Below are 23,517 nucleotides of genomic sequence, written 5' to 3'. Positions count from 1 at the left end.
ACAATAGGCGCGTTTGCGAGCGACTTTTTTTCATTGATTTTGCTTATACGGCAACGATTGCGTCCCGCAAATTGCATTACGTAAACGTTAAACTTGTTAAAAGGGAAAGGCATGTCCGGAATTGAAGCGGTATTTTTCGACTGCGACGGTACGCTGGTCGACAGTGAGGTCATTTGTTCCCGTGCGTATGTCAGCATGTTCCAGGAATTCGGCATTACGCTCGATCTTGAAGAGACGTTCAAGCGCTTCAAAGGCGTCAAACTCTACGAGATCATCGACATTATCAACGCTGAGCACGGCGTCAGTCTGGCGAAGGCCGACTTAGAACCCGTTTACCGCGCCGAGGTCGCACGCCTTTTCGACTCGGAACTGGAGGTCATCGCCGGGGCGAACGCCCTGCTGGATTCGATGGCTGTGCCGATGTGCGTGGTGTCCAACGGCCCGGTCAGCAAAATGCAGCACTCCCTCGGCAAGCTTGAAATGTTGCACCATTTCCCGGAAAAACTGTTCAGCGGCTACGATATCCAGCGCTGGAAGCCCGATCCGGCCCTGATGTTCCACGCCGCGAAAGCGATGAACGTGAACGTTGAAAATTGCATTCTGGTGGATGATTCCAGCGCAGGCGCGCAGTCCGGGATTGATGCAGGGATGGAGGTGTTTTACTTCTGTGCCGATCCGCATAACAAACCGATCAGCCACCCGAAAGTGACGACCTTTACCGATCTGGCGCAGTTGCCGGAATTGTGGAAAGCGCGTGGGTGGGATATTACGCGTTAATGAAAAAAGCCGGACAGCGCTCGCGCTTATCCGGCCTACAGATCCGTGGTTTTTCAGGCCCGGTAAGCGTCGCGCCACCGGGCTTTTTACTGCAGATCACTCTTTCGGGTCTTTCCCCGCCAGCAGCTTGTCCAGCTCATCCCCGCCCACGTGACGGAAATCCTGTCCCTTCACGAAGTAGAAGATGTATTCACAAATGTTCTGGCAGCGGTCGCCGATACGCTCGATAGAGCGTGCGCAGAACAGGGCGGTCAGGACGCTCGGAATGGTGCGTGGATCTTCCATCATGTAGGTCATCAGCTGACGCACGATGCCTTCATACTCCTGGTCGACCTTCTTGTCTTCACGGTAGATACGCACCGCTTCATCGAGATCCATGCGCGCGAACGCATCCAGCACGTCATGCAGCATCTGCACCGTATGACGGCCCAACGATTCCAGACTCACCAGCAGCGGCTGGTGCTGGTGGGAGAACTTCTCGAGCGCGGTGCGGCAGATTTTGTCCGCCACGTCGCCAATGCGTTCCAGCTCGGCGATGGTTTTGATGATCGCCATCACCAGACGCAGGTCGCTCGCCGTCGGCTGACGTTTCGCGATAATACGAACGCAGGCTTCGTCGATCGCCACTTCCATCATGTTGACGTTTTTGTCGCCTTCAACAACGCGCTTTGCCAGCTCGCTGTCCTGGTTGTGCATGGCGGTGATCGCATCAGACAGTTGCTGCTCGACCATGCCGCCCATCGTCATCACCTGGGTGCGGATACTTTCCAGCTCTGCGTTGAACTGGCCGGAAATGTGTTTATTTAGATTGAGGTTATCCATGGTTTCTCCACATGCACTAAGGCAAATCAACCGTAGCGGCCAGTAATATAATCTTCGGTTTGTTTCTTCGCGGGCTTGGTGAACAGATCGTCCGTGTTGCTGAACTCAATCAACTCGCCCAGATACATAAACGCCGTATGGTCGGAACAACGCGCAGCCTGCTGCATGTTGTGGGTCACGATCACCACGGTGTAATCCTGTTTCAGCTCAGTGATCAGCTCTTCAATACGACCGGTGGAGATCGGGTCCAGGGCTGAGCACGGCTCATCCAGCAGCAACACTTCCGGGCGAATGGCAATACCGCGCGCAATGCACAGACGCTGCTGCTGACCACCGGAGAGAGAGTATCCGCTCTGGTGCAGTTTATCTTTGGTTTCGTTCCATAATGCGGCTTTGGTCAAGGCCCACTGCACGCGCTCGTCCATATCGGCACGGGAGAGCTTTTCGAACAGACGCACGCCAAACGCGATGTTGTCGTAGATCGACATCGGGAACGGCGTCGGTTTCTGGAACACCATCCCCACTTTGGCACGCAGCAGGGCGATATCCTGGGTATTGGTCAGAATGTTGTCGCCATCCAGCAGAATTTCGCCTTCCGCGCGCTGCTCCGGATACAGCTCAAACATCTTGTTAAAGGTGCGCAGCAGCGTGGATTTGCCACAACCTGATGGACCGATAAATGCCGTGACCTGGTTCTTGGCGATATCCAGGTTGATGTTTTTCAGGGCATGGAATTTACCGTAGTAGAAGTTCAAATCACGAACCTTGATCTTACCCGGTGCAGTATCAACCATACTCATTGACTCATTTCCTCATTCGGCGCCGCGTGATGCCGCGCCGTCAAAATTAACCGTGTTTCTGCTTCGCGAAGATGACGCGCGCCAGAATGTTCAGCAACAGTACGCAAAGGGTAATAATCAGCACGCCGGCCCAGGCCAGCTGCTGCCACTCCGCGAACGGGCTCATCGCAAATTTAAAGATGGTGACCGGCAGGTTGGCGATGGGCTGCATCATGTCCGTGCTCCAGAACTGGTTGGAGAGCGCGGTGAACAGCAGCGGCGCGGTTTCACCCGCAATACGCGCAATTGCCAGCAGGATACCGGTCATGATCCCCGAGACCGACGCTTTCAGCGTGATCGCCGAAATCATTTTCCATTTCGGTGTGCCGAGTGCGTAAGCCGCTTCGCGCAGGCTGTCCGGCACCAGTTTCAGCATGTTCTCGGTGGTGCGAATTACGATAGGTACCTGCAGCAGCGCCAGCGCAATCACGCCCGCCCAGCCGGAGAAGTGCTCCATCTGCGCTACCACAATGGTGTAGACGAACAGACCGACAACGATAGACGGCGCAGAGAGCAGGATGTCGTTAATGAAACGAATCACTTCCGCGACCCAGGATTTACGGCCATATTCCGCCAGATAAATCCCCGCCATGATGCCGAGCGGCGTACCGACTGCGGTCGCCCACAGGATCAGCAACCCGCTGCCCGCCAGGGCGTTCGCCAGGCCACCGCCCGCCGTATTCGGCGGCGGCGTCATTTCGGTGAACAGGGCAATCGACATCCCGTCGATGCCGCGCGTAATGGTAGAAAACAGGATCCACACCAGCCAGAACAGGCCAAACGCCATCGTTGCCATCGACAGCGTCAGCGCCAGACGGTTCTTCATGCGGCGGCGCGCCTGCATTTTGCGGCGAGATTCAGCCAGTTCAGCGGTGGATTGCATTTCGAGAGTCGTCATTAGCGTGCCCCCTCACTTTTTGCGAGGCGCATGATCATCAGCTTGGAGATCGCCAGAACAATAAAGGTGATAACAAACAGAATCAGGCCCAGCTCCATCAGTGCCGCCACGTGCAGCCCAGATTCCGCTTCGGCGAACTCATTTGCCAGCGCAGAGGTGATGCTGTTGCCCGGCATATAGAGCGAAACGCTATCGAGCTGGTAGGTGTTACCGATGATAAAGGTCACGGCCATGGTTTCCCCCAGCGCGCGCCCGAGGCCCAGCATGATGCCGCCAATAACACCATTTTTGGTGAACGGCAGGACGATACGCCAGATCACTTCCCAGGTGGTACAACCGATACCGTAGGCCGACTCTTTCATCATCACCGGGGTTTGTTCGAAGACATCGCGCATGACCGCCGCAATGTACGGAATAATCATGATGGCGAGAATTACGCCTGCCGCCAGAATACCAATCCCGAAAGCCGGGCCGGAGAACAGTGCGCCCACAAATGGAATGTTGGAGAGGATATTCCCCACCGGCTCCTGGAAGTAGGTCGCGAACAGCGGCGCAAAGATGAACAGGCCCCACATGCCGTAAACGATACTCGGGATCGCCGCCAGCAGTTCAATCGCGATACCCAGCGGGCGTCGCAGCCAGCCAGGCGCCAGCTCCGTCAGGAACAGGGCGATACCAAAGCTCACCGGAACCGCAATCAGCAGGGCGATAAACGAGGTCACGAGCGTGCCGTAAATCGGCACCAGCGCACCGTAGATATCGTTTGGCGCGTCCCACTCTTTGGTCCACAGGAAGGAGAAACCGAATTTCTGGATGCTCGGCCAGGAGGAGAAAATCAGGGACACGATAATGCCGCCCAGCAGCAATAGCACAATCAGCGCAGCCAGTCGGACCAGCGCGCTGAAAATTTTGTCACCATGTTTCCCCGGAGGGCTAAAAGCAGGCTTGGTTGCAGCCATAAATCACTCTTCTGTTAAATACGTTTTACGAATAAGGGCGGGTGAAATCACCCGCCATTTTCGTCAGAATGCTGAATCAGTACAATGCTTTACCGCTGCTATCTTTTACGTTGGTTTTCCATGCAGCACGAATCTGCTCAACCACGCTGTCTGGCAGGCTGGCGTAATCCAGGTCATTAGCCTGTTTGCCGCCGTTTTTGTACGCCCAGTCGAAGAACTTCAGCACTTCGGCGCCCTGCTCAGGTTTCTTCTGATCTTTGTGGATCAGGATGAAAGTGGTAGAGGTAATTGGCCACGCCTCATCACCTTTCTGGTTAGTCAGGTCCTGCGCGAAGGATTTGCTCCAGTCTGCGCCTTTGGCAGCGTTCGCAAAGTTCTCTTCAGTCGGGCTAACCGGTTTGCCGTCGGCAGAGACAAGCTTGGTGTAAGCCAGGTTGTTCTGCTTCGCATAAGCGTACTCTACGTAGCCGATTGAGCCAGGCAGACGCTGTACGAACGCGGCGATACCGTCATTACCTTTGCCGCCCAGACCCGTCGGCCAGTTCACAGTAGAGCCAGAACCGACTTTGGATTTCCACTCTTCGTTCACTTTCGCCAGGAAGCTGGTGAAGACGAAGGAGGTGCCGGAACCGTCAGCGCGACGAACCACAGCGATGTTCTGCGAAGGCAGTTTTACACCTGGGTTCAGTTTGGTGATGGCTTCGTCATCCCATTTTTTGATTTTGCCGAGATAGATATCACCCAGCGTTTTGCCATCCAGCACCAGTTCGCCAGATTTCAGGCCAGGGATATTCACGGCCAGCACAACACCACCGATCACGGTCGGGAACTGGAACAGACCTTCCTGAGCCAGTTTGTCATCAGACAGCGGAGCATCTGATGCGCCGAAATCAACGGTATTCGCCGTAATTTGTTTAACGCCACCGGAGGAGCCGATACCCTGATAGTTAACCTTGTTGCCGGTTTCTTTCTGGTAAGTATCAGCCCATTTGGCATACACCGGCGCAGGGAATGTTGCACCAGCGCCAGTCAGGCTTGCTTCTGCGAATACAGAGAAAGCGCTCAGAGATAAGGTCGCGGCGACAACAGTTGCGACAGTGGTACGCATAACTTTCATAATGTCTCCTGCAAGATTTCGTAAATCATTGTTTGAGTGGCTACGATGAGCAAAATAGGACAAACAGGTGACAGATAAATGTACGAATTATGACAGTTTTATGACACTGAAAGTTTAACTTAAGATTTCACAAAATTAGTATTAATAATCATCGCATTAGCCACTTATGTGACAGTGGGATTTCAGAAAAATTTTCTTTCTGTGACACAGTAATGTGTAGCTGAAGATGACAGATTGTCATAAATAAAAAAAATAAGAATGGATGAAAAACGAACCGGGAAGGGATAAAAAAGCTCCACCCGAAGGTGGAGCCTGAAGGGATTATTCTACGGTGACGGACTTCGCCAGGTTACGCGGCTGGTCAACGTCGGTGCCTTTGATTAGCGCGACGTGATACGCCAGTAGCTGCAGCGGAACGGTGTAGAAGATCGGGGCAATGACCTCTTCCACATGCGGCATCTCAATAATGTGCATGTTGTCGTTGCTGACGAACCCGGCATCCTGATCGGCGAAGACGTACAGCTGGCCGCCACGGGCACGCACTTCTTCGATGTTCGATTTCAGTTTTTCCAGCAGTTCGTTGTTCGGTGCAACGACGATGACCGGCATGTCTGCGTCAATCAGCGCCAGCGGGCCGTGTTTCAGCTCGCCTGCGGCGTAGGCTTCCGCATGAATGTAAGAGATCTCTTTCAGCTTCAGCGCGCCTTCCAGCGCGATAGGGTACTGATCGCCACGACCGAGGAACAGCGCGTGGTGTTTGTCAGAGAAATCTTCAGCCAGCGCTTCGATGCGTTTGTCCTGGGACAGCATCTGCTCGATACGGCTCGGCAGCGTCTGCAGCCCGTGAACGATATCGTGCTCGATAGATGCATCCTGGCCCTTCAGACGCGCCAGTTTCGCCACCAGCATCAACAGCACAGTCAGCTGGGTGGTGAACGCTTTGGTCGATGCCACGCCGATTTCGGTGCCGGCTTTGGTCATCAGCGCCAGATCCGATTCACGTACCAGAGAAGAACCCGGCACGTTACAGATCGCCAGCGAACCGAGATAACCCAGCTCTTTCGACAGACGCAGTGCTGCCAGGGTATCCGCGGTTTCACCGGACTGGGAAAGGGTGATCATCAGGCTGTTACGGCGCACCGCTGATTTGCGGTAGCGGAATTCCGAGGCGATTTCGACATCGCACGGCACGCCCGCCAGCGCTTCAAACCAGTAGCGCGACACCATCCCCGAGTTGTAAGAGGTACCGCAGGCCACAATCTGAATATGCTCGACGTTGGCCAGCATTTCGTTGGCGTTAGCGCCCAGCTCGCTGAGATCCACCTCGCCGTGGCTGATACGCCCGGTCAGGGTGTTCTTGATCGCGTTCGGCTGCTCGTAGATCTCTTTCTGCATGTAGTGACGGTACGCGCCTTTGTCGCCCGCGTCGTACTGCAGGTTGGATTCAATCTCCTGACGCTTCACCTGCGCGCCGGATTTATCAAACACCGTCACACTGCGACGGGTCACTTCCGCGATATCGCCCTCTTCCAGGAAGATAAAGCGACGGGTCACCGGCAGCAGCGCCAGCTGATCGGAAGCAATGAAGTTTTCGCCCATCCCCATGCCGATCACCATCGGGCTACCGGAACGTGCCGCCAGCAGGGTGCCCGGATCGCGGGAATCCATAATCACTGTACCGTACGCACCGCGCAGCTGAGGAATGGCGCGCAGCACTGCTTCACGCAGCGTACCGCCCTGCTCCAGCTCCCAGTGAACCAGGTGAGCGATAACTTCGGTGTCAGTTTCAGAGACAAAAGTGTAGCCACGCGCTTTCAACTCTTCGCGCAGCGGTTCGTGGTTTTCGATAATGCCGTTATGCACCACCACAATGTGTTCAGACACATGCGGGTGGGCGTTACCTTCAGACGGTTCACCGTGCGTTGCCCAGCGGGTGTGCGCGATGCCTGTTCCGCCGTGCAGCGGCGTTTCTTCCGCGGCTTGCGCCAGCATTTGCACTTTACCGAGACGGCGCAGACGGGTCATGTGACCTTCTGCATCAACCACTGCCAGACCGGCAGAGTCATAGCCACGGTATTCCAGACGGCGTAAACCTTCGAGAAGGATTTCAGCAATATCACGCTGCGCAACTGCGCCAACAATTCCACACATAGTTAGATTTCCTGATAATGGCGATTTGCCATGCGTTGTCGCTGACCTGTATTACTCTTCGTCTTTTACGCTGAGACTGTATTAGCGGGCATGTTTTCCGCCGGGTCACAACGCAAAATCCTTTGAGTAATGCCCGTTAGGGCGCCCCGAGCCTTGTAGAGAGTGGGGCTATATTTATAGGTACTGCCTTTGGGCGGGGGATTATGTTATCCCCTCATCCCCTGTCCACCGGCAATGCCGACAGACAAATTCGTCGGGCGAGTAAGCGAAGCGCCACCCGCCCTGGTTTTACTTCTTCTTCACCGGACGCTGCCAGCCTTGCTTGTGAACCTGCGGTACGCGGCTGAGCACCAGCTCATTGTCCGCCACATCGCGCGTCACGGTCGTTCCGGCGGCGATGGTCACACCGTTACCGACGGTGACCGGAGCCACCAGCTGCGTATCGGAGCCGACAAACACATCGTTACCGATAATGGTTTTAAACTTGTTCGCGCCATCGTAGTTACAGGTGATGGTACCCGCACCGATATTGACGTTATCGCCAATTTCCGCGTCGCCCAGATAGGTCAGATGACCGGCTTTGGAGCCTTTACCCAGACGCGCTTTTTTCATCTCGACGAAGTTGCCGACGTGAGCGCCTTCCAGCAGCTCAGCGCCTGGACGCAGACGCGCGAACGGGCCGATGGTGCAAGCAGCTTCCAGATGCGCATCTTCCACCACGCTATAGGGGCTGATTTCGCAGTCATCGCCAATCACGCTATTTTTGATCACGCAGCCGGTGCCGATTTTGACGCGATTCCCCAGCGTGACCTGACCTTCAATAATAACGTTAGTGTCGATTTCCACATCACGCCCGTGAATCAACGCCCCGCGCAGATCAAAACGCGCCGGATCGCGCAGCATTACACCTGCCAGCAGCAGCTTTTCAGCCTGCTCAGCCTGGTAAACACGCTCAAGACGGGAGAGCTGCAGACGGTTGTTCACGCCCTCAACTTCGCTCAGGCGATCGGGATGAACCGCCACGATCTCGTTACCTTCCTGGTGAGCCAGGGCAATGATATCGGTGATGTAGTATTCACCCTGGGCATTGTTGTTATTCAGTTTAGCCAGCCAGCGCTTCATGTCTGCGCCGTTGGCGATCAGGATTCCGGTATTGATTTCCTGAATCTGACGCTGTTCGTCAGAGGCATCTTTGTGCTCAACGATACCGGTCACTTTGCCGTTTTCACGCGTGATACGACCATAGCCTGTCGGGTCGTCCAGTTTAACGGTCAGTAAACCGATGCCGCCCTGCGGTTTGGCTTCACGCAGGCGAGTCAGGGTTTCCACCGCGATCAGCGGGACATCACCGTAGAGCATCAGAATGTCTTCGTCATCCGCGAAGAACGGCGCGGCCTGCTGCATCGCATGGCCCGTTCCCAGCTGTTCTGCCTGAAGTACCCAGTTGAGTTTGTCATCGCGCAGCGTTTGCTTAAGCAGATCGCCGCCGTGGCCGTACACCAGATGCACTTTGCTGGCGCCTAATTCGCTTGCGGCATCAATGACATGCTGCACCATTGGCTTTCCTGCCAGGGTGTGAAGCACCTTAGGAAGATCGGAATACATGCGGGTACCTTTGCCTGCGGCAAGGATGACCACGCTCATCGTATTGTTCAACATACGCGTCCTGACTGTAATTTGAGTGAGAAGTAAAACCCTTTGACGTTGAAAATTCTACATATTTTGCGCCATAAAATGGACTGCTGGTAAAACGCTCAACATCGGCTGCTTATCGCTATTTGAGGATAGATTTGAGGCCAGAGTAAATCACTTTTTCTCTGGAAAATAGCTTTCTTGCGGCAAGTCGTAAGCATTCACAACAGGTTAGCTATTTTTTCGCCTCAAGAATAAAGATCGCTCTAAAGCAAAACAGTGTTTTAATTATTCAATATTGTGACACCTAAAAAAGAAACACTGTTTCATCTTGATGATAATGGCGCTCAATTATCAATCAGGAGAATAAAATGAATTATAAAATACCTCTGGCCCTAATGATGTGTAGCTCCTTTGCTGTCTCGGCTGCTGAGCAGCACGTCTGGAAAGCCATTGCCTTTGGGCAGTCTACGGATCTGAATTTTTCCTCGAACGTCCTGCCGGAAAAAATCGGCGTCAACGATGTCACCATTGATGGCAAAAAACTCACGCCGCAGGACACTGCGGATCTCACGAAACCCGTCACCCTTGAAAGCCGGGGCGGTAAGATCGCCAACTCTCACGATGGGTTAACCTTTTTCTATACCGAACTGCCCACCAGCGACAATTTCGAACTGCAGGCTACCGTTCGGGTTGAGCAGTTTGGACCAGAGAATGGCGCAAAACCCGCCGCGCAGGAGGGGGCTGGCCTGCTGGTGCGTGATGTGATCGGTGTGCCGCGCCAGCAGCCGCTCAAGGAGGGCTATGAAGAGTTTCCTGCCGCCTCCAACCTGGTGATGAACGCCATCATGACGCAGGATAAAAAGGACAATGTGCGGGTAAAAATGCAGGCGGTCACCCGCGAGGGGATTTCTCAACCCTGGGGCAATGCGGGTGCCGGAATCAAAAAGCAAAGCTACAAAGAGGAGATCGACCTGAGCCAGACGCCGGAATTCCGTCTGAAACTGCAACGAACCAACGACGGATTTATTACGGCCTGGTCGCCCGTCGGCAGCGATGCCTGGGTAAGCCAAAGCGTGCCACGCGCGGACCTTATTTCAGTGCAGAAAAGGGACCATTATTACGTCGGCTTCTTCGCCTCACGTAATGCAAAAATAACGGTGTCAGATGCCTCTCTCACGACTTCAGCGGCAGAAACGGTCACCTCAAAACCCTGGCAGGCAAAAGCGCTGCCGGTGGTGGTGCAACTGAATTCCGCAGCGAAAAGCACATCAGAGAAGTATCGGGTCCAGGCCCGGGCGAATAGCGACGGCGTGTTCAGCGTGCGTCAGAACGAAGTGGTGATCGGTAATGATAAAGCGGTCAAAGCCGGAGAGATGTACTCCCTGCCGACCACGCTGACAGAGACCAATGCCTTTAACCTGAGCTTTACGCCCGCGCACGGTGATACGGTTCATCAGCAGTTCACTGTCGAGAAGGTCGATGGTTTTACGGCAACGACACTTTACGCCACACCTGACGGCACGGCCAACGGACAGGGAACGATCGCCTCGCCGCTGGATTTGGCGAGTGCAATTAACCTGCTTGCACCGGGCGGCACCCTTATCCTGAAAGCCGGAGAGTATCCGCGCAGCGATATCCCACTGGCCGCCAGCGGTCATGCCGAACAGCGTAAAACGTTGCAGGCAGAAGGCAAAGCTGTGATCCATGGTCTGCTGGTGGACGCCAGCTACTGGAACATTAAGGGCGTCGATATTACGGACAAAAGCCTGCGCATCCAGGGCAGCCATAACCTGATTGAAAATGTGACTGCATACCGTAACGACGATACGGGCATTCAGATATCGTCCCCGGATAATGTGGGCCGACCGCTGTGGGCAAGCGATAACCGGGTGATCAACTCGGAGTCTTACGCCAACGTTGATCCCGGCAAAATCAATGCTGATGGGTTTGCGGTGAAGATGCGCGTGGGTGAGGGTAATCGTCTGGAGAACTGCTATTCCCACGACAATATCGACGATGGCTTTGACCTGTTTAATAAGATAGAAGACGGCGCAAATGGGGTTGTGGTGATCGAGAACTCTATCGCCCGCAATAACACCAGCAACGGCTTTAAACTGGGGGGAGAGGGGCAGCCGGTGGCGCATGAAGTGCGTAACAGCAATGCGGAAGGGAATCAGCTGGACGGGTTTACCGACAACTTCAATCCAGGGAAACTGGTGGTGACGAACAATGTGGCGGTGGACAATCAGCGCTTTAACTTTATCTTCCGTCCGAGTCCGTATGGAGATGCCTCAACACAGGGTATTTTCAGCGGGAACAAATCCGTGCGAACAAAACCGGGCCGCTATGACGATGCCGTGGTCGGTAATATTGATGATACGAATTATTTTATCGAGGACGGGAAAAGCGTGAATAACAGCGGGGAAGTGCTGCCAGATGGCGCTTCGCTTATCACACAACGGTAAGCGTGGCGCCACTCGGCATACAGCAGATTACAGATTAAACGTGCCGAAAGAGACGTTCATATTGCTGAAGAGAGCGATGACTTTATTGATCAGTTTCATGTTGGTATCCCAATGTTGTTGGCGTTAATTATGTGACACACATCACAAAAATAAGTCTACTCCTCAACATTTAACCGATCAATATTTTTGTGATGAAAATCACAAAAAATTAAAACACCTTTTCAGTTCCATAAAATCTGAAACGCAGCCATAAAAAAAGCCAGTCTGAAACCAGACTGGCTTTTGTGCTTTTCAAGCCGGTGTTACATCGCTTTTTTGGTCAACTCGATAACGCGCAGTTTCGCGATCGCTTTGGCCAGCTCAGCTGAGGCCTGTGCGTAATCCACGTCGCCGTGAGAGCTCTTAATGTGCTCTTCCGCTTTACGCTTCGCTTCCAGAGCTCGCGCTTCGTCGAGATCCTGGCCACGAATAGCGGTATCAGCAAGAACGGTCACACTACCAGGCTGCACTTCAATCATGCCGCCGGACAGATAGATAAACTCTTCGTGACCGAACTGTTTCACGATGCGGATCATACCAGGCTTAATGGCGGTGAGCAGCGGTGCGTGCCCTGGGAAAATACCCAGTTCACCTTCACTACCCGTTACCTGGATTTTTTCGACCAGACCAGAGAACAGCTGTTGCTCTGCGCTGACGACGTCCAGGTGGTAAGTCATTGCCATATCACCCTCCGATTAAGGCGTTAAAGTTTTTTGGCTTTTTCCACGGCTTCGTCGATGGAACCAACCATGTAGAACGCCTGCTCTGGCAGGTGATCGTATTCGCCTTCCATGATGCCTTTAAAGCCACGGATGGTGTCTTTCAGGGAAACGTATTTACCCGGAGAACCGGTGAATACTTCCGCAACGAAGAACGGCTGGGACAGGAAGCGCTGAATCTTACGCGCGCGAGCTACCACCAGTTTGTCTTCTTCAGACAGCTCATCCATACCCAGGATGGCGATGATGTCTTTCAGTTCCTGGTAACGCTGCAGCAGGGACTGTACGCCACGCGCGGTGTCGTAGTGTTCCTGACCAACAACCAGTGGATCCAGCTGACGGCTGGTGGAGTCCAGCGGGTCAACGGCCGGGTAGATACCCAGAGACGCGATCTGACGGCTCAGTACCACGGTTGCATCTAAGTGAGCAAAGGTGGTGGCTGGTGATGGGTCAGTCAAGTCATCCGCAGGTACGTATACCGCCTGTACGGAGGTGATAGAACCGGTTTTGGTTGAAGTGATACGTTCCTGCAGAACGCCCATCTCTTCCGCCAGAGTCGGCTGATAACCTACCGCTGAAGGCATACGACCCAGCAGTGCAGATACTTCAGTACCGGCCAGGGTGTAACGGTAGATGTTATCGACGAACAGCAGTACGTCACGACCTTCGTCACGGAACTTCTCAGCCATAGTCAGGCCGGTCAGTGCCACACGCAGACGGTTTCCTGGTGGCTCGTTCATCTGGCCGTAAACCAGGGATACTTTATCCAGAACGTTGGAATCGGTCATTTCGTGGTAGAAGTCGTTACCCTCACGAGTACGCTCACCCACGCCAGCAAACACGGAGTAACCGGAGTGCTCGATCGCGATGTTACGGATCAGCTCCATCATGTTTACGGTTTTACCTACACCCGCACCACCGAACAGACCGACTTTACCGCCCTTAGCGAACGGACACATCAGGTCGATAACTTTGATGCCGGTTTCCAGCAGTTCCTGAGAGCTTGACAGCTCTTCGTAGGAAGGTGCTGCACGGTGGATTGCCCAACGGTCTTCTTCACCGATGTCGCCTTTCATATCGATCGGCTGACCCAGCACGTTCATGATACGACCCAGCGTTGCTTTACCAACCGGGACTTCGATCGGGTGCTCGAGGTCTTTTACTTCCAGACCACGACGCAGACCGTCGGAAGAACCCATGGCAATGGTACGCACGATACCACCACCGAGCTGCTGCTGAACTTCCAGCACCAGGCTCTCATTACCATTCATAACCTCAAGAGCATCGTACACGCGCGGTACGGCATCCTGAGGGAATTCGACGTCAACCACGGCGCCGATTACCTGGACAATTTTTCCAGTAGCCATCTTGAATCCTCTACGAATTAACCTGGTTATACCGCGGATGCACCACCGACGATTTCGGTGAGTTCCTGAGTAATGCTGGCCTGACGAGCTTTGTTGTATACCAACTGCAGCTCTTTAATCAGGCTGCCGCCATTGTCGGTCGCGGCTTTCATCGCCACCATACGTGCGGCCTGCTCGCTGGCCAGGTTTTCTACCACGCCCTGATAAACCTGAGATTCAACGTAACGACGCAGCAGGGTATCCAGCAGCGGTTTCGGATCGGGTTCATACAGATAATCCCAGGCTTTATGTTTTAACTCTTCATCTTCTGATGCCGGCAAAGGCAGCAGCTGAGTGAGTGTCGGAACCTGAGACATGGTATTAATAAATTTGTTGCTGACAACGTACAGCCTGTCCAGACGGCCTTCATCATAGGCCTGCAACATCACTTTAACCGGGCCGATCAGTTCGGACAGGGACGGGTTATCACCCATACCAGTCACCTGAGCGACAATATTGCCACCCACTGAATTAAAGAAAGAAACGCCCTTAGAGCCGATCATCGCGATATCGCTCTGAACGCCTTTGTCGGACCAGACTTTCATATCCGCCAGCAGCTTTTTGAACAGGTTAATGTTCAAGCCACCGCACAGACCACGGTCGGTAGACACCACCAGGTAGCCCACGCGTTTAACGTCGCGTTCTTCCAGGTAAGGATGCTTATATTCCAGATTACCGTTCGCAAGGTGACCAATCACTTTGCGCATGGTATCTGCATAAGGACGGCTGGCCGCCATGCGATCCTGCGATTTACGCATTTTGGAAGCGGCGACCATTTCCATCGCTTTAGTGATCTTCTGCGTGTTCTGGACGCTTGCGATCTTACTACGTATCTCTTTTGCGCCGGCCATGAGCTTCTCCTCAATGCCTTGCGGCCTGTCCTAAGACAAGCCGCCGGACGTTACCAGGACTGGGTTGCTTTGAAGGAATCGAGGATAGCTTTCAGCTTGCCTTCGATTTCGTCGTTATAGCCACCGGACTGGTTGATCTCTTGCATCAGCGGAGCGTGATCACGGTCAACGTAAGCCAGCAGTGCGGCTTCGAAGCTACCGATTTTCGCCAGTTCCACATCTTCGAGGTAACCGCGTTCAGCCGCGAACAGCACCAGGCCCTGTTGTGCAACAGACATAGGGGCATACTGTTTCTGTTTCAGCAGCTCGGTCACTTTCTGACCATGGCTTAACTGCTTACGGGTCGCTTCATCCAGATCGGAAGCGAACTGAGAGAACGCAGCCAGTTCACGATACTGTGCCAGAGCGGTACGAATACCACCGGACAGTTTCTTGATGATCTTAGTCTGAGCAGCACCACCCACACGGGATACGGAGATCCCTGGGTTAACCGCAGGACGAATACCGGAGTTGAACAGGTTGGTTTCGAGGAAGATCTGACCATCGGTAATGGAAATTACGTTGGTCGGAACGAACGCAGAAACGTCACCCGCCTGGGTTTCGATAATCGGCAGAGCAGTCAGAGAGCCGGTTTTACCTTTCACTTCACCATTGGTGAATTTCTCAACGTATTCCGCGTTAACGCGGGATGCGCGCTCCAGCAGACGGGAGTGGAGGTAAAATACGTCGCCCGGGAATGCTTCACGTCCTGGTGGACGACGGAGAAGCAGGGAAACCTGACGGTAAGCAACAGCCTGTTTAGACAGGTCATCGTATACGATCAGCGCATCTTCACCGCGGTCACGGAAGTATTCGCCCATTGCGCAACCGGCATATGGCGCCAGGTATTGCAGTGCAGCAGATTCAGAAGCGGTTGCAACCACAACGATGGTGTTTGACAGCGCGCCGTGCTCTTCCAGTTTACGAACCACGTTAGAAATGGTGGACGCTTTCTGGCCGATAGCCACGTACACACATTTGATGCCGGAATCGCGCTGGTTGATGATCGCATCGATTGCCATCGCGGTTTTACCGGTCTGACGGTCACCGATGATCAGTTCACGCTGACCACGACCGATTGGGATCATGGCATCAACGGATTTATAACCAGTCTGCACTGGCTGATCAACGGACTGACGTTCGATAACGCCCGGTGCGATAACTTCGATTGGCGAGAAGCCATCGTTATCAACAGGACCTTTACCGTCGATTGGTGCACCCAGGGTGTTCACCACGCGACCCAGCAGGCCACGGCCAACTGGAACTTCAAGAATACGACCAGTACATTTGACTTTCATGCCTTCGGCAAGGTCAGCGTACGGGCCCATAACTACAGCACCTACGGAGTCGCGCTCCAGGTTCAGTGCGATAGCGTAACGGTTACCCGGCAGGGAAATCATCTCACCCTGCATACAATCGGCAAGGCCGTGGATGCGGATAACACCGTCACTTACAGAAACAATAGTACCTTCGTTGTGAGCTTCACTCACAACACTGAACTGAGCAATGCGCTGCTTGATCAGTTCGCTGATTTCGGTGGAATTCAGTTGCATGCTCCAGTCCCCTTAAGACTGCAAGACGTCTGCAAGGCGTTCAAGACGGCCGCGTACGCTGCCATCAATGACCATATCACCCGCTCGGATGATTACGCCTGCCATTACAGACTTATCGATTTTGCAATTCAGCTTAACTTTGCGTGACAGACGTTTTTCCATCGCGGCGGTGATCTTCGCAAGCTGTTCTTGGCTCAGTTCATTCGCAGAGGTTACTTCAACTTCGGCGGTAGCTTCACTGAGGGCACGTAAGTGCTCAAACTGCTCGAGAACATCCGGGAGCACTCGCAGACGACCATTCTCAGCCATGACCTTAATCAGGTTCTGGCCGTTGTCATCCAGTTGCTCACCACAAATGGCGATAAACGATGCAGCAAGGGTTTCAGGTGCTAAGGCACCGGAAAGCATCTCAGCCACTTGCTCGTTTTTCGTTACCTCAGCGGCAAACGCCAGCATATCCTGCCAGCGATCGACATTTTGGTGTTCGACAGCAAAGTCAAAAGCTGCTTTGGCGTAGGGGCGAGCTACCGTAACAAATTCAGACATCAGCCCCTCCCTCCTTACAGTTCAGCGACAAGTTTGTCCACGATGTCGCTGTTAGCAGCTTCATCCACGGAACGTTCGATGATCTTCTCGGCGCCAGCAACAGCCAGAATCGCAACCTGCTTACGCAGTTCTTCACGAGCACGTTTACGCTCAGCATCAATTTCAGCCTGAGCTTGTGCAACGATCTTAGTACGTTCCTGTTCTGCTTCAGCTTTGGCTTCGTCCAGGATCTGAGAACGGCGTTTGTTAGCCTGTTCAATGATTACCTGAGCTTCAGCTTTCGCTTTTTTCAGCTGGTCTGTCGCGTTGGCCTGTGCAAGGTCCAAATCTTTCTTAGCGCGCTCTGCGGAAGCCAGACCGTCAGCAATTTCTTTCTGACGTTTCTCGATGGCTGCCATTAAAGGCGGCCATACATACTTCATGCAGAACCAGACAAAGAGAATAAACGCGATGGCCTGGCCGAGGATTGTTGCGTTCATGTTCACAGCACAATACCTCTTAAATTTCTGTGGCTTGGGTTTTTAAAAACGACTTACGCGACAGCAAACATCACGTACAGACCCAGACCTACAGCGATCATCGGGATTGCATCCACCAGACCCATAACGATAAAGAACTGAGTACGCAGCAGAGGAATCAGATCCGGTTGACGCGCAGCGCCTTCCAGGAATTTGCCCCCGAGGATGCCGATACCGATCGCAGCACCGATAGCCGCCAGACCCATCATCACAGCGGCAGCCATGTACAGCAGATCCATATTCAGGTTTTCCATGACAGTCTCCAGTTTGTTTCAATAAAAACGTAGTAGTGGTGGTTAAAAAATCAGTGCTCTTCAGACGCCATCGACAGATAGACGATCGTCAGAACCATGAAGATAAAGGCTTGCAGCGTAATGATCAGGATGTGGAAAATGGCCCATGGCACATTCAGAACCCACTGTGACCACCACGGCAGAAGACCCGCGATCAGAATGAAAATCAGCTCACCCGCATACATGTTACCGAACAGTCGCAGACCAAGTGAAACCGGTTTGGACAGCAGGCTTACGCCTTCCAGGATCAGGTTGACCGGAATGAACGCCCAGTGGTTGAACGGCTGCAAGGTAAGCTCTTTCACAAAGCCGCTTACGCCTTTCATTTTGATGCTGTAGAAAAGAATCAGGATGAATACGCCCAGCGCCATGGACAGGGTGATGTTCACGTCAGCAGACGGAACCACACGCAGTGCCGGCAGGCCGAGAACATGCTCACCGATGTACGGCAGCAGGTCGATAGGCAGAAGGTCCATCAGGTTCATCAGGAAGACCCAGACGAAGACAGTCAGCGCCAGCGGAGCAATCAGCTTGCTCTTACCGTGGTACATGTCTTTGACGCTGCCATGAACGAAGCCGATGACTAATTCGATAGCCGTCTGGAATTTCCCTGGAACACCGCTGGTCGCCTTTTTAGCAACGCTACGGAACATGGCCAGGAACAACAGACCCAACACCACCGAGAAGAACATGGAGTCAATGTTGAGCGTCCAGAAGGTGGCCGGGGGGTTATGCGGATCCACCAGCGAGAATGTACGCAGGTCCATCTGAAGGTTCGTCAGATGGTGACCTATGTAATCCTGCGGCGTCATATTTTCTGAAGCCATGATGCCTTTTACCCTTTGTTGTTGATTACAGCTGGCGCCAGAACTTGTACCACCAGCACCAAAACCCACGTCGCGATCAGCGGCAAAAATACCACTTTGAAAACAGCCAGCGCCAACACCAGGAAGGCAAAGGTTAGCAACACCTTACACACTTCGCCAAGAGCGAAGGACCAGGCCACGCGGCCTTTGGCAGGTGTATGCGCCTGATGACGCCAGGCAAAAATCATAAACAACATGTTTGGCAAAACCACTGCCAAACCTCCACACACTGCGGAGATGCCCCAGAAGGGGTCTTTGAGGCAGAACAGCAGTCCACTTGCTATCACCGCCAGAAACTGAATGAACAGAAGCTTACGAGCAACGTTTCGACTCAAGAGCGACACAGACATCACGTTTTTACTCCTGCTCCCTTCGAGGTATGTCGCGTGTCGTATAAAACGTCCTTTAAGGCTCAGAGTCAAGCATCAAAAAGCGGTCAAATTATACGGTGCGCCCCCGTGATTTCAAACATTAAGTAGCGAAAAGGTGAATAAATGTTTAAATAATTTTCCCCACCGCTATTTTTTAACTTTTCGCCAAACCACGACCCATCCGATAAAACTGCAAACTGCGCAGAAACGTTGATGATAAAGCGTGCACGAGATCACAAAATGCACATTTACGATAAGGTCTTATTTATCAAATCAATAATTTGGTTTAATTCATCTTTATGATATTAAAGACAAATGACAGCAACTATTTTCAAAACAGCCCCGTACACAACAAAAACCTTTCATTGACATTTTTAATAAATAATTAACATCACCAACTCATCACTGAATTCCACTTTTAGCAGACTGATATTTTCAATGTTGACTATATTTGGTGTTAACGAGATAAATCAGGTTAACACCAAGAAAAACCTCGGTAACAACAAGGTTAAATGCAGTCCGGTGAGGTTCCTTCCTTAGGGCCGTTTTTTAACACTTTAAGAACCGCACGAATTCCACATTTTTTATTTAATTTTTAAAATTAGTTTGCCTTAATTATCACCAAATGGCGTTCGCCATCGAGCTGTGGAACCTGTAACTTCACAATCGACTCGACCACATAGCCAACCGGGAGCTGGGCGATTTCATCCTCAGGCACCAGGCCTTTGAGCGCGTAAAAACGCCCTTCCTGCGCTGGCAGATGCTTACACCAGCTGACCATATCGTTGAGTGACGCAAACGCGCGGCTAATCACGCCGTCAAACGGCGGCTCAGACGGAAACGCCTCTACCCTGCTCTGAACCGGCTCGATATTGTTGATTTTCAGCTCATGCTGCACCTGACGCAGGAAGCGCACGCGCTTGCCCAGGCTGTCCAGCAGCGTGAACTGGCACTCAGGCCGCACGATGGAGAGCGGAATGCCTGGCAGACCAGGGCCGGTCCCCACATCGATGAAACGCTCACCCTGCAGGTAAGGCGCAACCACAATGCTGTCGAGAATATGGCGAATCAGCATCTCGTTGGGATCGCGTACCGACGTGAGGTTGTACGCTTTGTTCCATTTGTTCAGCATATCGACATAGGCCACCAGCTGATTTTTCTGGTGATCGGTGAGCGAAATACCTGCTTCATCCAGCAGACGAGAGAGTTTGTTGAGCACGGTGAATACCTGTCTGAAATAATGAGCCCGGTGGCGTTAACGCTTACCGGGCCTACGATACGAACTGTAGCGGGTCAGCGAAGCACCACCCGCCAAAATGGCAAAAATCGCCTGATGTTAAGCGCTGCGGCGCAGCATACCTTGTTTTTTCAGCCATACCAGCAGAATAGAGATGGCTGCTGGCGTCACGCCGGAGATGCGAGATGCCTGGCCGATCGACACCGGTTTGTGATCGTTCAGTTTCGCGATCACCTCGTTTGACAGCCCCGTTACCTGACGGTAATCCAGCATCGCAGGCAACAAGGTGTTCTCGTTACGCTGCTGCTTTTCGATCTCATCCTGCTGACGCGCGATGTAACCTTCGTATTTGACCTGGATTTCGACCTGCTCGGCCGCTTCGGCATCGTCGAGACCCGGCGCGAACGGCGTCATCTGCACCAACTGCTCGTAAGTCATCTCCGGACGACGAAGAAGATCTTCTCCGCTGGCTTCGCGTGAGAGCGGCGCGGTCAAGTGAGCGTTCACTTCGGCTGCGGATTCCGCCAGAGGATTCACCCATGAGGTTTTCAGGCGTTGACGCTCAGTCTCAATGCGCTCCAGCTTCTGGTTGAAACGCGCCCAGCGTTCGTCATCCACCAGGCCCAGCTCGCGGCCCATTTCGGTCAGGCGCAGATCAGCGTTGTCTTCACGCAGCATCAGACGATATTCCGCGCGAGAGGTGAACATACGGTACGGCTCTTTGGTACCGAGCGTGCTGAGATCGTCCACCAGCACGCCAAGGTAGGCCTGATCGCGACGCGGTGACCAGCCCTCTTTTTCCGCAGAGAAGCGAGCGGCGTTAAGACCGGCCAGCAGGCCCTGAGCTGCCGCTTCTTCATAACCGGTGGTGCCGTTAATTTGTCCCGCGAAGAACAGGCCCTGGATAAATTTGCTCTCCAGCGTCGGTTTCAGATCGCGCGGGTCGAAGAAATCGTACTCAATAGCGTAACCTGGACGAACGATTTTTGCGTTCTCCATGCCCTCCATCGAGCGAACAATTTGCATCTGCACATCGAACGGCAGGCTGGTGGAGATGCCATTCGGGTAAATTTCGTTGGAGGTGAGTCCTTCCGGCTCCAGGAAGATCTGGTGCTGGTTACGATCGGCAAAGCGCATAACTTTGTCTTCGATCGACGGGCAGTAACGTGGACCGATCCCTTCGATCACGCCTGCGTACATCGGGCTACGATCGAGGTTATTGCGGATCACGTCATGGGTTTTCTCATTGGTGTGCGTGATGTAACACGGCACTTGCTGCGGATGCTGCGCCGCAGAACCCATGAACGAGAAGACCGGCATCGGGTTGTCGCCGTGCTGCTGTGCCAGCACGCTAAAATCGATGGTGCGGGCATCAATACGCGGCGGTGTCCCGGTTTTCAGGCGGCTGACGCGCAGCGGCAGCTCGCGAAGACGACGGGAAAGTGGGATGGACGGCGGATCGCCTGCACGGCCACCGCTGTAGTTATCCAGACCAATATGAATTTTTCCATCGAGGAAAGTCCCGACCGTCAGCACCACGGCTTTGGCACGGAACTTCAGTCCCATCTGGGTGACGGCACCGACGACACGATCGTTCTCAACGATAAGATCTTCAACCGCCTGCTGGAAGATCATCAGGTTCGGCTGGTTCTCCAGCGCAGTACGAACGGCCTGGCGGTACAGCACACGGTCTGCCTGAGCTCGAGTGGCGCGAACGGCGGGTCCTTTGCTCGCGTTTAGTATCCTAAACTGAATGCCTGCCTGATCGATCGCTTTCGCCATCAAGCCGCCCAGAGCATCCACTTCTTTTACCAGGTGTCCTTTCCCAATGCCGCCAATCGCCGGATTACAGGACATTTGTCCCAGCGTGTCGATATTGTGTGTCAAAAGCAGGGTCTGTTGACCCATACGCGCTGCGGCCATTGCGGCCTCAGTGCCTGCGTGACCCCCGCCAATGATGATGACGTCAAAAGGATCCTGATAAAACATGCTTTCCTGCCTTGCGTAAAGCGGTTTGAAAATGGATTTAAGCCCGGGCCGTGGATTCTACTCAAGTTTAGTCTTTCGAGAAAGCATTGGGATCTTGGCTATTAAAAAGAAGATCTTCTTATTTAGAGATCTGTTTTACTATGATCTCTTATTAGGATCGCCTTCTCGTGTGGATAAGTCGGATCCGGTCATAAAGATCATAAGGATAGAAAGGATCGTTTGCTGTGAATGATCGGTGATCCTGGACCGTATAAGCTGGGGTTAGATCCGCTACTTATACACAGGTCAAAAACCAGCCAACGGTTATACCTTGGATAACTACCGGTTGATCCAAGGTTTTAACCAGACTTATCCACATCTGATCGCACGATCTTTAAGCGTTATTGAGTAAATTTTTCCATTCACCTAGCCATTCTTCGGCTGGATCCTCCGGAATATCGTGATCGAGGATGTTGATCTTCAGCGTTTCGCCGATCTGTTTTGCCCCACACGACGCGATCGCCGCTTCTACTTTCTCTACTGCACCACAAAAGGTGTCGTATTCGCGGCTACCTATCCCAATCGCGCCAAAACGCACGGCTGACAGATCGGGACGTTGCTCGAGAAGCTCATCATAGAAGGGTTGCAGGTTATCAGGGATATCGCCCGCACCATGCGTGGAGGTGATCAGCAGCCAGATCCCATCAGCAGGGAGATCTTCCAGTAACGGTCCATGCAGGGTTTCGGTCGAGAAACCTGCGTCTTCCAGCTTTTCCGCGAGATGTTCTGCAACATATTCCGCGCCGCCAAGAGTACTGCCACTGATAAGAGTAATATCTGCCATGATCGCTCGCTCATATAAAGAGGGGATCATTGTACGCTGTGAGCGAGCTGGGATCTACCTGTGGAAAATGTGGTAATTAAATGGCGCCGCTAGGGCCGGATGGTGCGCATAATCGGGTTCTGCAGGGAGATCAGCGTCTCGGTGGACTGAATTTCATCAATTGTTTGGATCTTGTTGATAAGTACCTGCTGCAGGGCATCGATCGATTTACACATGACCTTAATAAAGATGCTGTAGTGGCCGGTGGTGTAATAGGCTTCGGTCACCTCTTCCAGACTTTCGAGCCGGGCCAGCGCAGAGGGGTAATCTTTTGCGCTTTTCAGAATGATGCCAATAAAGCAGCAGACGTCATACCCGAGCTGTTTTGGACTGACGTCAATCCGCGCCCCGGTGATAATCCCTGCCTGCTTCATCTTCTCCACGCGAACGTGAATCGTCCCTGGGCTGACGCCGAATTGTTTAGCCAGTTCGGCATACGCCGTACGCGCATTGGCCATTAATGCCTCGAGGATGCCGCGGTCCAGATTATCGATCTGATAATTTTCCATAGTATTTTCTTATGAAGATTGAGTAATCACTCTATTCTAGCGCCATATTTTAACGA

The 23,517-nt window shown here is 53.1% G+C and carries 22 protein-coding genes; 2 read left to right on the top strand and 20 right to left on the bottom strand.

Annotated elements, in window-relative coordinates; genetic code table 11:
• Nucleotides 1–111: 111 nt before the first annotated feature.
• On the top strand, nt 112–777 hold the full coding sequence (gene yieH, locus ETG88_RS16125; protein WP_123429750.1) for a 6-phosphogluconate phosphatase: 666 nt from the start codon (nt 112–114) through the stop codon (nt 775–777).
• 96 nt (nt 778–873) lie between these two features.
• Here the strand turns inward: yieH and phoU are convergent, their stop codons facing one another.
• The 7 genes from phoU to glmU form a co-directional block, all read right to left on the bottom strand.
• The gene (phoU, locus tag ETG88_RS16120) at nt 874–1,599 is read right to left on the bottom strand and encodes a phosphate signaling complex protein PhoU (RefSeq protein ID WP_095284109.1); all 726 of its coding nucleotides are present in this window, start codon (nt 1,597–1,599) and stop codon (nt 874–876) included.
• A gap of 26 nt (nt 1,600–1,625) precedes the next feature.
• On the bottom strand, nt 1,626–2,399 hold the full coding sequence (pstB, locus tag ETG88_RS16115) for a phosphate ABC transporter ATP-binding protein PstB (protein WP_100778288.1): 774 nt from the start codon (nt 2,397–2,399) through the stop codon (nt 1,626–1,628).
• 46 nt (nt 2,400–2,445) lie between these two features.
• Complete coding sequence (gene pstA, locus ETG88_RS16110) at nt 2,446–3,336, bottom strand: phosphate ABC transporter permease PstA (protein WP_100778289.1); 891 nt, start codon at nt 3,334–3,336, stop codon at nt 2,446–2,448.
• Nucleotides 3,336–4,295 carry a phosphate ABC transporter permease PstC gene (pstC, locus tag ETG88_RS16105; RefSeq protein WP_100778290.1) on the bottom strand — a complete coding sequence of 320 codons (960 nt, stop codon included), beginning with the start codon at nt 4,293–4,295 and terminating at the stop codon, nt 3,336–3,338. Before pstC ends, pstA begins: the two co-directional genes overlap by 1 nt.
• 76 nt (nt 4,296–4,371) lie before the next feature.
• Entirely contained in the window at nt 4,372–5,412 is a 1,041-nt protein-coding gene (pstS, locus tag ETG88_RS16100) for a phosphate ABC transporter substrate-binding protein PstS (RefSeq protein ID WP_129035785.1), read from the bottom strand.
• Between the two features lie 321 nt (nt 5,413–5,733).
• On the bottom strand, nt 5,734–7,563 hold the full coding sequence (gene glmS, locus ETG88_RS16095) for a glutamine--fructose-6-phosphate transaminase (isomerizing) (RefSeq protein WP_129035784.1): 1,830 nt from the start codon (nt 7,561–7,563) through the stop codon (nt 5,734–5,736).
• Between the two features lie 288 nt (nt 7,564–7,851).
• Complete coding sequence (gene glmU / locus ETG88_RS16090) at nt 7,852–9,222, bottom strand: bifunctional UDP-N-acetylglucosamine diphosphorylase/glucosamine-1-phosphate N-acetyltransferase GlmU (RefSeq protein ID WP_107702581.1); 1,371 nt, start codon at nt 9,220–9,222, stop codon at nt 7,852–7,854.
• A gap of 344 nt (nt 9,223–9,566) precedes the next feature.
• Here glmU and ETG88_RS16085 point away from each other — a divergent pair, with 344 nt between their 5' ends.
• Nucleotides 9,567–11,663: a right-handed parallel beta-helix repeat-containing protein gene (locus ETG88_RS16085; protein ID WP_129035783.1), complete on the top strand. Its 2,097-nt coding sequence runs from the start codon at nt 9,567–9,569 to the stop codon at nt 11,661–11,663.
• A 302-nt stretch (nt 11,664–11,965) separates the two neighbouring features.
• Here ETG88_RS16085 and ETG88_RS16080 read toward each other — a convergent pair whose 3' ends face one another.
• The 13 genes from ETG88_RS16080 to asnC form a co-directional block, all read right to left on the bottom strand.
• Nucleotides 11,966–12,385: a F0F1 ATP synthase subunit epsilon gene (locus ETG88_RS16080; RefSeq protein WP_100778295.1), complete on the bottom strand. Its 420-nt coding sequence runs from the start codon at nt 12,383–12,385 to the stop codon at nt 11,966–11,968.
• 20 nt (nt 12,386–12,405) lie between these two features.
• Entirely contained in the window at nt 12,406–13,788 is a 1,383-nt protein-coding gene (gene atpD / locus ETG88_RS16075) for a F0F1 ATP synthase subunit beta (RefSeq protein WP_100778296.1), read from the bottom strand.
• Between the two features lie 26 nt (nt 13,789–13,814).
• The gene (gene atpG, locus ETG88_RS16070; protein ID WP_100778297.1) at nt 13,815–14,678 is read right to left on the bottom strand and encodes a F0F1 ATP synthase subunit gamma; all 864 of its coding nucleotides are present in this window, start codon (nt 14,676–14,678) and stop codon (nt 13,815–13,817) included.
• A 50-nt stretch (nt 14,679–14,728) separates the two neighbouring features.
• A complete protein-coding gene (gene atpA, locus ETG88_RS16065; RefSeq protein WP_100778298.1) occupies nt 14,729–16,270 on the bottom strand; it encodes a F0F1 ATP synthase subunit alpha in 1,542 nt (513 codons plus the stop codon).
• Nucleotides 16,271–16,282: 12 nt separating this feature from the next.
• Entirely contained in the window at nt 16,283–16,816 is a 534-nt protein-coding gene (atpH, locus tag ETG88_RS16060; RefSeq protein ID WP_100778299.1) for a F0F1 ATP synthase subunit delta, read from the bottom strand.
• 14 nt (nt 16,817–16,830) lie between these two features.
• On the bottom strand, nt 16,831–17,301 hold the full coding sequence (gene atpF, locus ETG88_RS16055; protein ID WP_015961084.1) for a F0F1 ATP synthase subunit B: 471 nt from the start codon (nt 17,299–17,301) through the stop codon (nt 16,831–16,833).
• A 47-nt stretch (nt 17,302–17,348) separates the two neighbouring features.
• Complete coding sequence (atpE, locus tag ETG88_RS16050; RefSeq protein ID WP_000429386.1) at nt 17,349–17,588, bottom strand: F0F1 ATP synthase subunit C; 240 nt, start codon at nt 17,586–17,588, stop codon at nt 17,349–17,351.
• A gap of 50 nt (nt 17,589–17,638) precedes the next feature.
• Nucleotides 17,639–18,454, bottom strand: a complete 816-nt coding sequence (gene atpB / locus ETG88_RS16045; RefSeq protein ID WP_100778300.1) for a F0F1 ATP synthase subunit A — start codon at nt 18,452–18,454, stop codon at nt 17,639–17,641.
• An 8-nt stretch (nt 18,455–18,462) separates the two neighbouring features.
• Nucleotides 18,463–18,843, bottom strand: coding sequence for a F0F1 ATP synthase subunit I (gene atpI / locus ETG88_RS16040; protein ID WP_100778301.1), 381 nt, complete (start codon nt 18,841–18,843; stop codon nt 18,463–18,465).
• 622 nt (nt 18,844–19,465) lie between these two features.
• Nucleotides 19,466–20,083, bottom strand: coding sequence for a 16S rRNA (guanine(527)-N(7))-methyltransferase RsmG (rsmG, locus tag ETG88_RS16035; RefSeq protein ID WP_100778302.1), 618 nt, complete (start codon nt 20,081–20,083; stop codon nt 19,466–19,468).
• 117 nt (nt 20,084–20,200) lie between these two features.
• Nucleotides 20,201–22,090 (bottom strand): tRNA uridine-5-carboxymethylaminomethyl(34) synthesis enzyme MnmG, encoded by a 1,890-nt coding sequence (mnmG, locus tag ETG88_RS16030; RefSeq protein ID WP_129035782.1) that lies wholly within the window; start codon nt 22,088–22,090, stop codon nt 20,201–20,203.
• 373 nt (nt 22,091–22,463) lie between these two features.
• Nucleotides 22,464–22,913, bottom strand: coding sequence for an FMN-binding protein MioC (gene mioC / locus ETG88_RS16025; protein WP_107702584.1), 450 nt, complete (start codon nt 22,911–22,913; stop codon nt 22,464–22,466).
• A gap of 89 nt (nt 22,914–23,002) precedes the next feature.
• The gene (gene asnC / locus ETG88_RS16020; protein ID WP_088221282.1) at nt 23,003–23,461 is read right to left on the bottom strand and encodes a transcriptional regulator AsnC; all 459 of its coding nucleotides are present in this window, start codon (nt 23,459–23,461) and stop codon (nt 23,003–23,005) included.
• Nucleotides 23,462–23,517: the final 56 nt, after the last annotated feature.

Source organism: Lelliottia nimipressuralis (assembly GCF_004115925.1).
Lineage (GTDB): Bacteria > Pseudomonadota > Gammaproteobacteria > Enterobacterales > Enterobacteriaceae > Enterobacter > Enterobacter nimipressuralis.
Note: the sequence above shows the minus strand (reverse complement) of the source record. Positions and strands in the feature narration are given on the sequence as shown.

Coding starts and splice junctions, on each gene's coding strand:
- atpE (WP_000429386.1), bottom strand. CDS start 17,588: ATGGAAAACCTGAATATGGATCTGCTGTACATGGCTGCCGCTGTGATG.
- glmS (WP_129035784.1), bottom strand. CDS start 7,563: ATGTGTGGAATTGTTGGCGCAGTTGCGCAGCGTGATATTGCTGAAATC.
- asnC (WP_088221282.1), bottom strand. CDS start 23,461: ATGGAAAATTATCAGATCGATAATCTGGACCGCGGCATCCTCGAGGCA.
- phoU (WP_095284109.1), bottom strand. CDS start 1,599: ATGGATAACCTCAATCTAAATAAACACATTTCCGGCCAGTTCAACGCA.
- glmU (WP_107702581.1), bottom strand. CDS start 9,222: ATGTTGAACAATACGATGAGCGTGGTCATCCTTGCCGCAGGCAAAGGT.
- atpI (WP_100778301.1), bottom strand. CDS start 18,843: ATGTCTGTGTCGCTCTTGAGTCGAAACGTTGCTCGTAAGCTTCTGTTC.
- pstB (WP_100778288.1), bottom strand. CDS start 2,399: ATGAGTATGGTTGATACTGCACCGGGTAAGATCAAGGTTCGTGATTTG.
- yieH (WP_123429750.1), top strand. CDS start 112: ATGTCCGGAATTGAAGCGGTATTTTTCGACTGCGACGGTACGCTGGTC.
- atpH (WP_100778299.1), bottom strand. CDS start 16,816: ATGTCTGAATTTGTTACGGTAGCTCGCCCCTACGCCAAAGCAGCTTTT.
- atpD (WP_100778296.1), bottom strand. CDS start 13,788: ATGGCTACTGGAAAAATTGTCCAGGTAATCGGCGCCGTGGTTGACGTC.
- ETG88_RS16085 (WP_129035783.1), top strand. CDS start 9,567: ATGAATTATAAAATACCTCTGGCCCTAATGATGTGTAGCTCCTTTGCT.
- pstA (WP_100778289.1), bottom strand. CDS start 3,336: ATGACGACTCTCGAAATGCAATCCACCGCTGAACTGGCTGAATCTCGC.
- atpB (WP_100778300.1), bottom strand. CDS start 18,454: ATGGCTTCAGAAAATATGACGCCGCAGGATTACATAGGTCACCATCTG.
- mioC (WP_107702584.1), bottom strand. CDS start 22,913: ATGGCAGATATTACTCTTATCAGTGGCAGTACTCTTGGCGGCGCGGAA.
- pstS (WP_129035785.1), bottom strand. CDS start 5,412: ATGAAAGTTATGCGTACCACTGTCGCAACTGTTGTCGCCGCGACCTTA.
- pstC (WP_100778290.1), bottom strand. CDS start 4,295: ATGGCTGCAACCAAGCCTGCTTTTAGCCCTCCGGGGAAACATGGTGAC.
- ETG88_RS16080 (WP_100778295.1), bottom strand. CDS start 12,385: ATGGCAATGACTTACCACCTGGACGTCGTCAGCGCAGAGCAACAGCTG.
- mnmG (WP_129035782.1), bottom strand. CDS start 22,090: ATGTTTTATCAGGATCCTTTTGACGTCATCATCATTGGCGGGGGTCAC.
- atpA (WP_100778298.1), bottom strand. CDS start 16,270: ATGCAACTGAATTCCACCGAAATCAGCGAACTGATCAAGCAGCGCATT.
- atpG (WP_100778297.1), bottom strand. CDS start 14,678: ATGGCCGGCGCAAAAGAGATACGTAGTAAGATCGCAAGCGTCCAGAAC.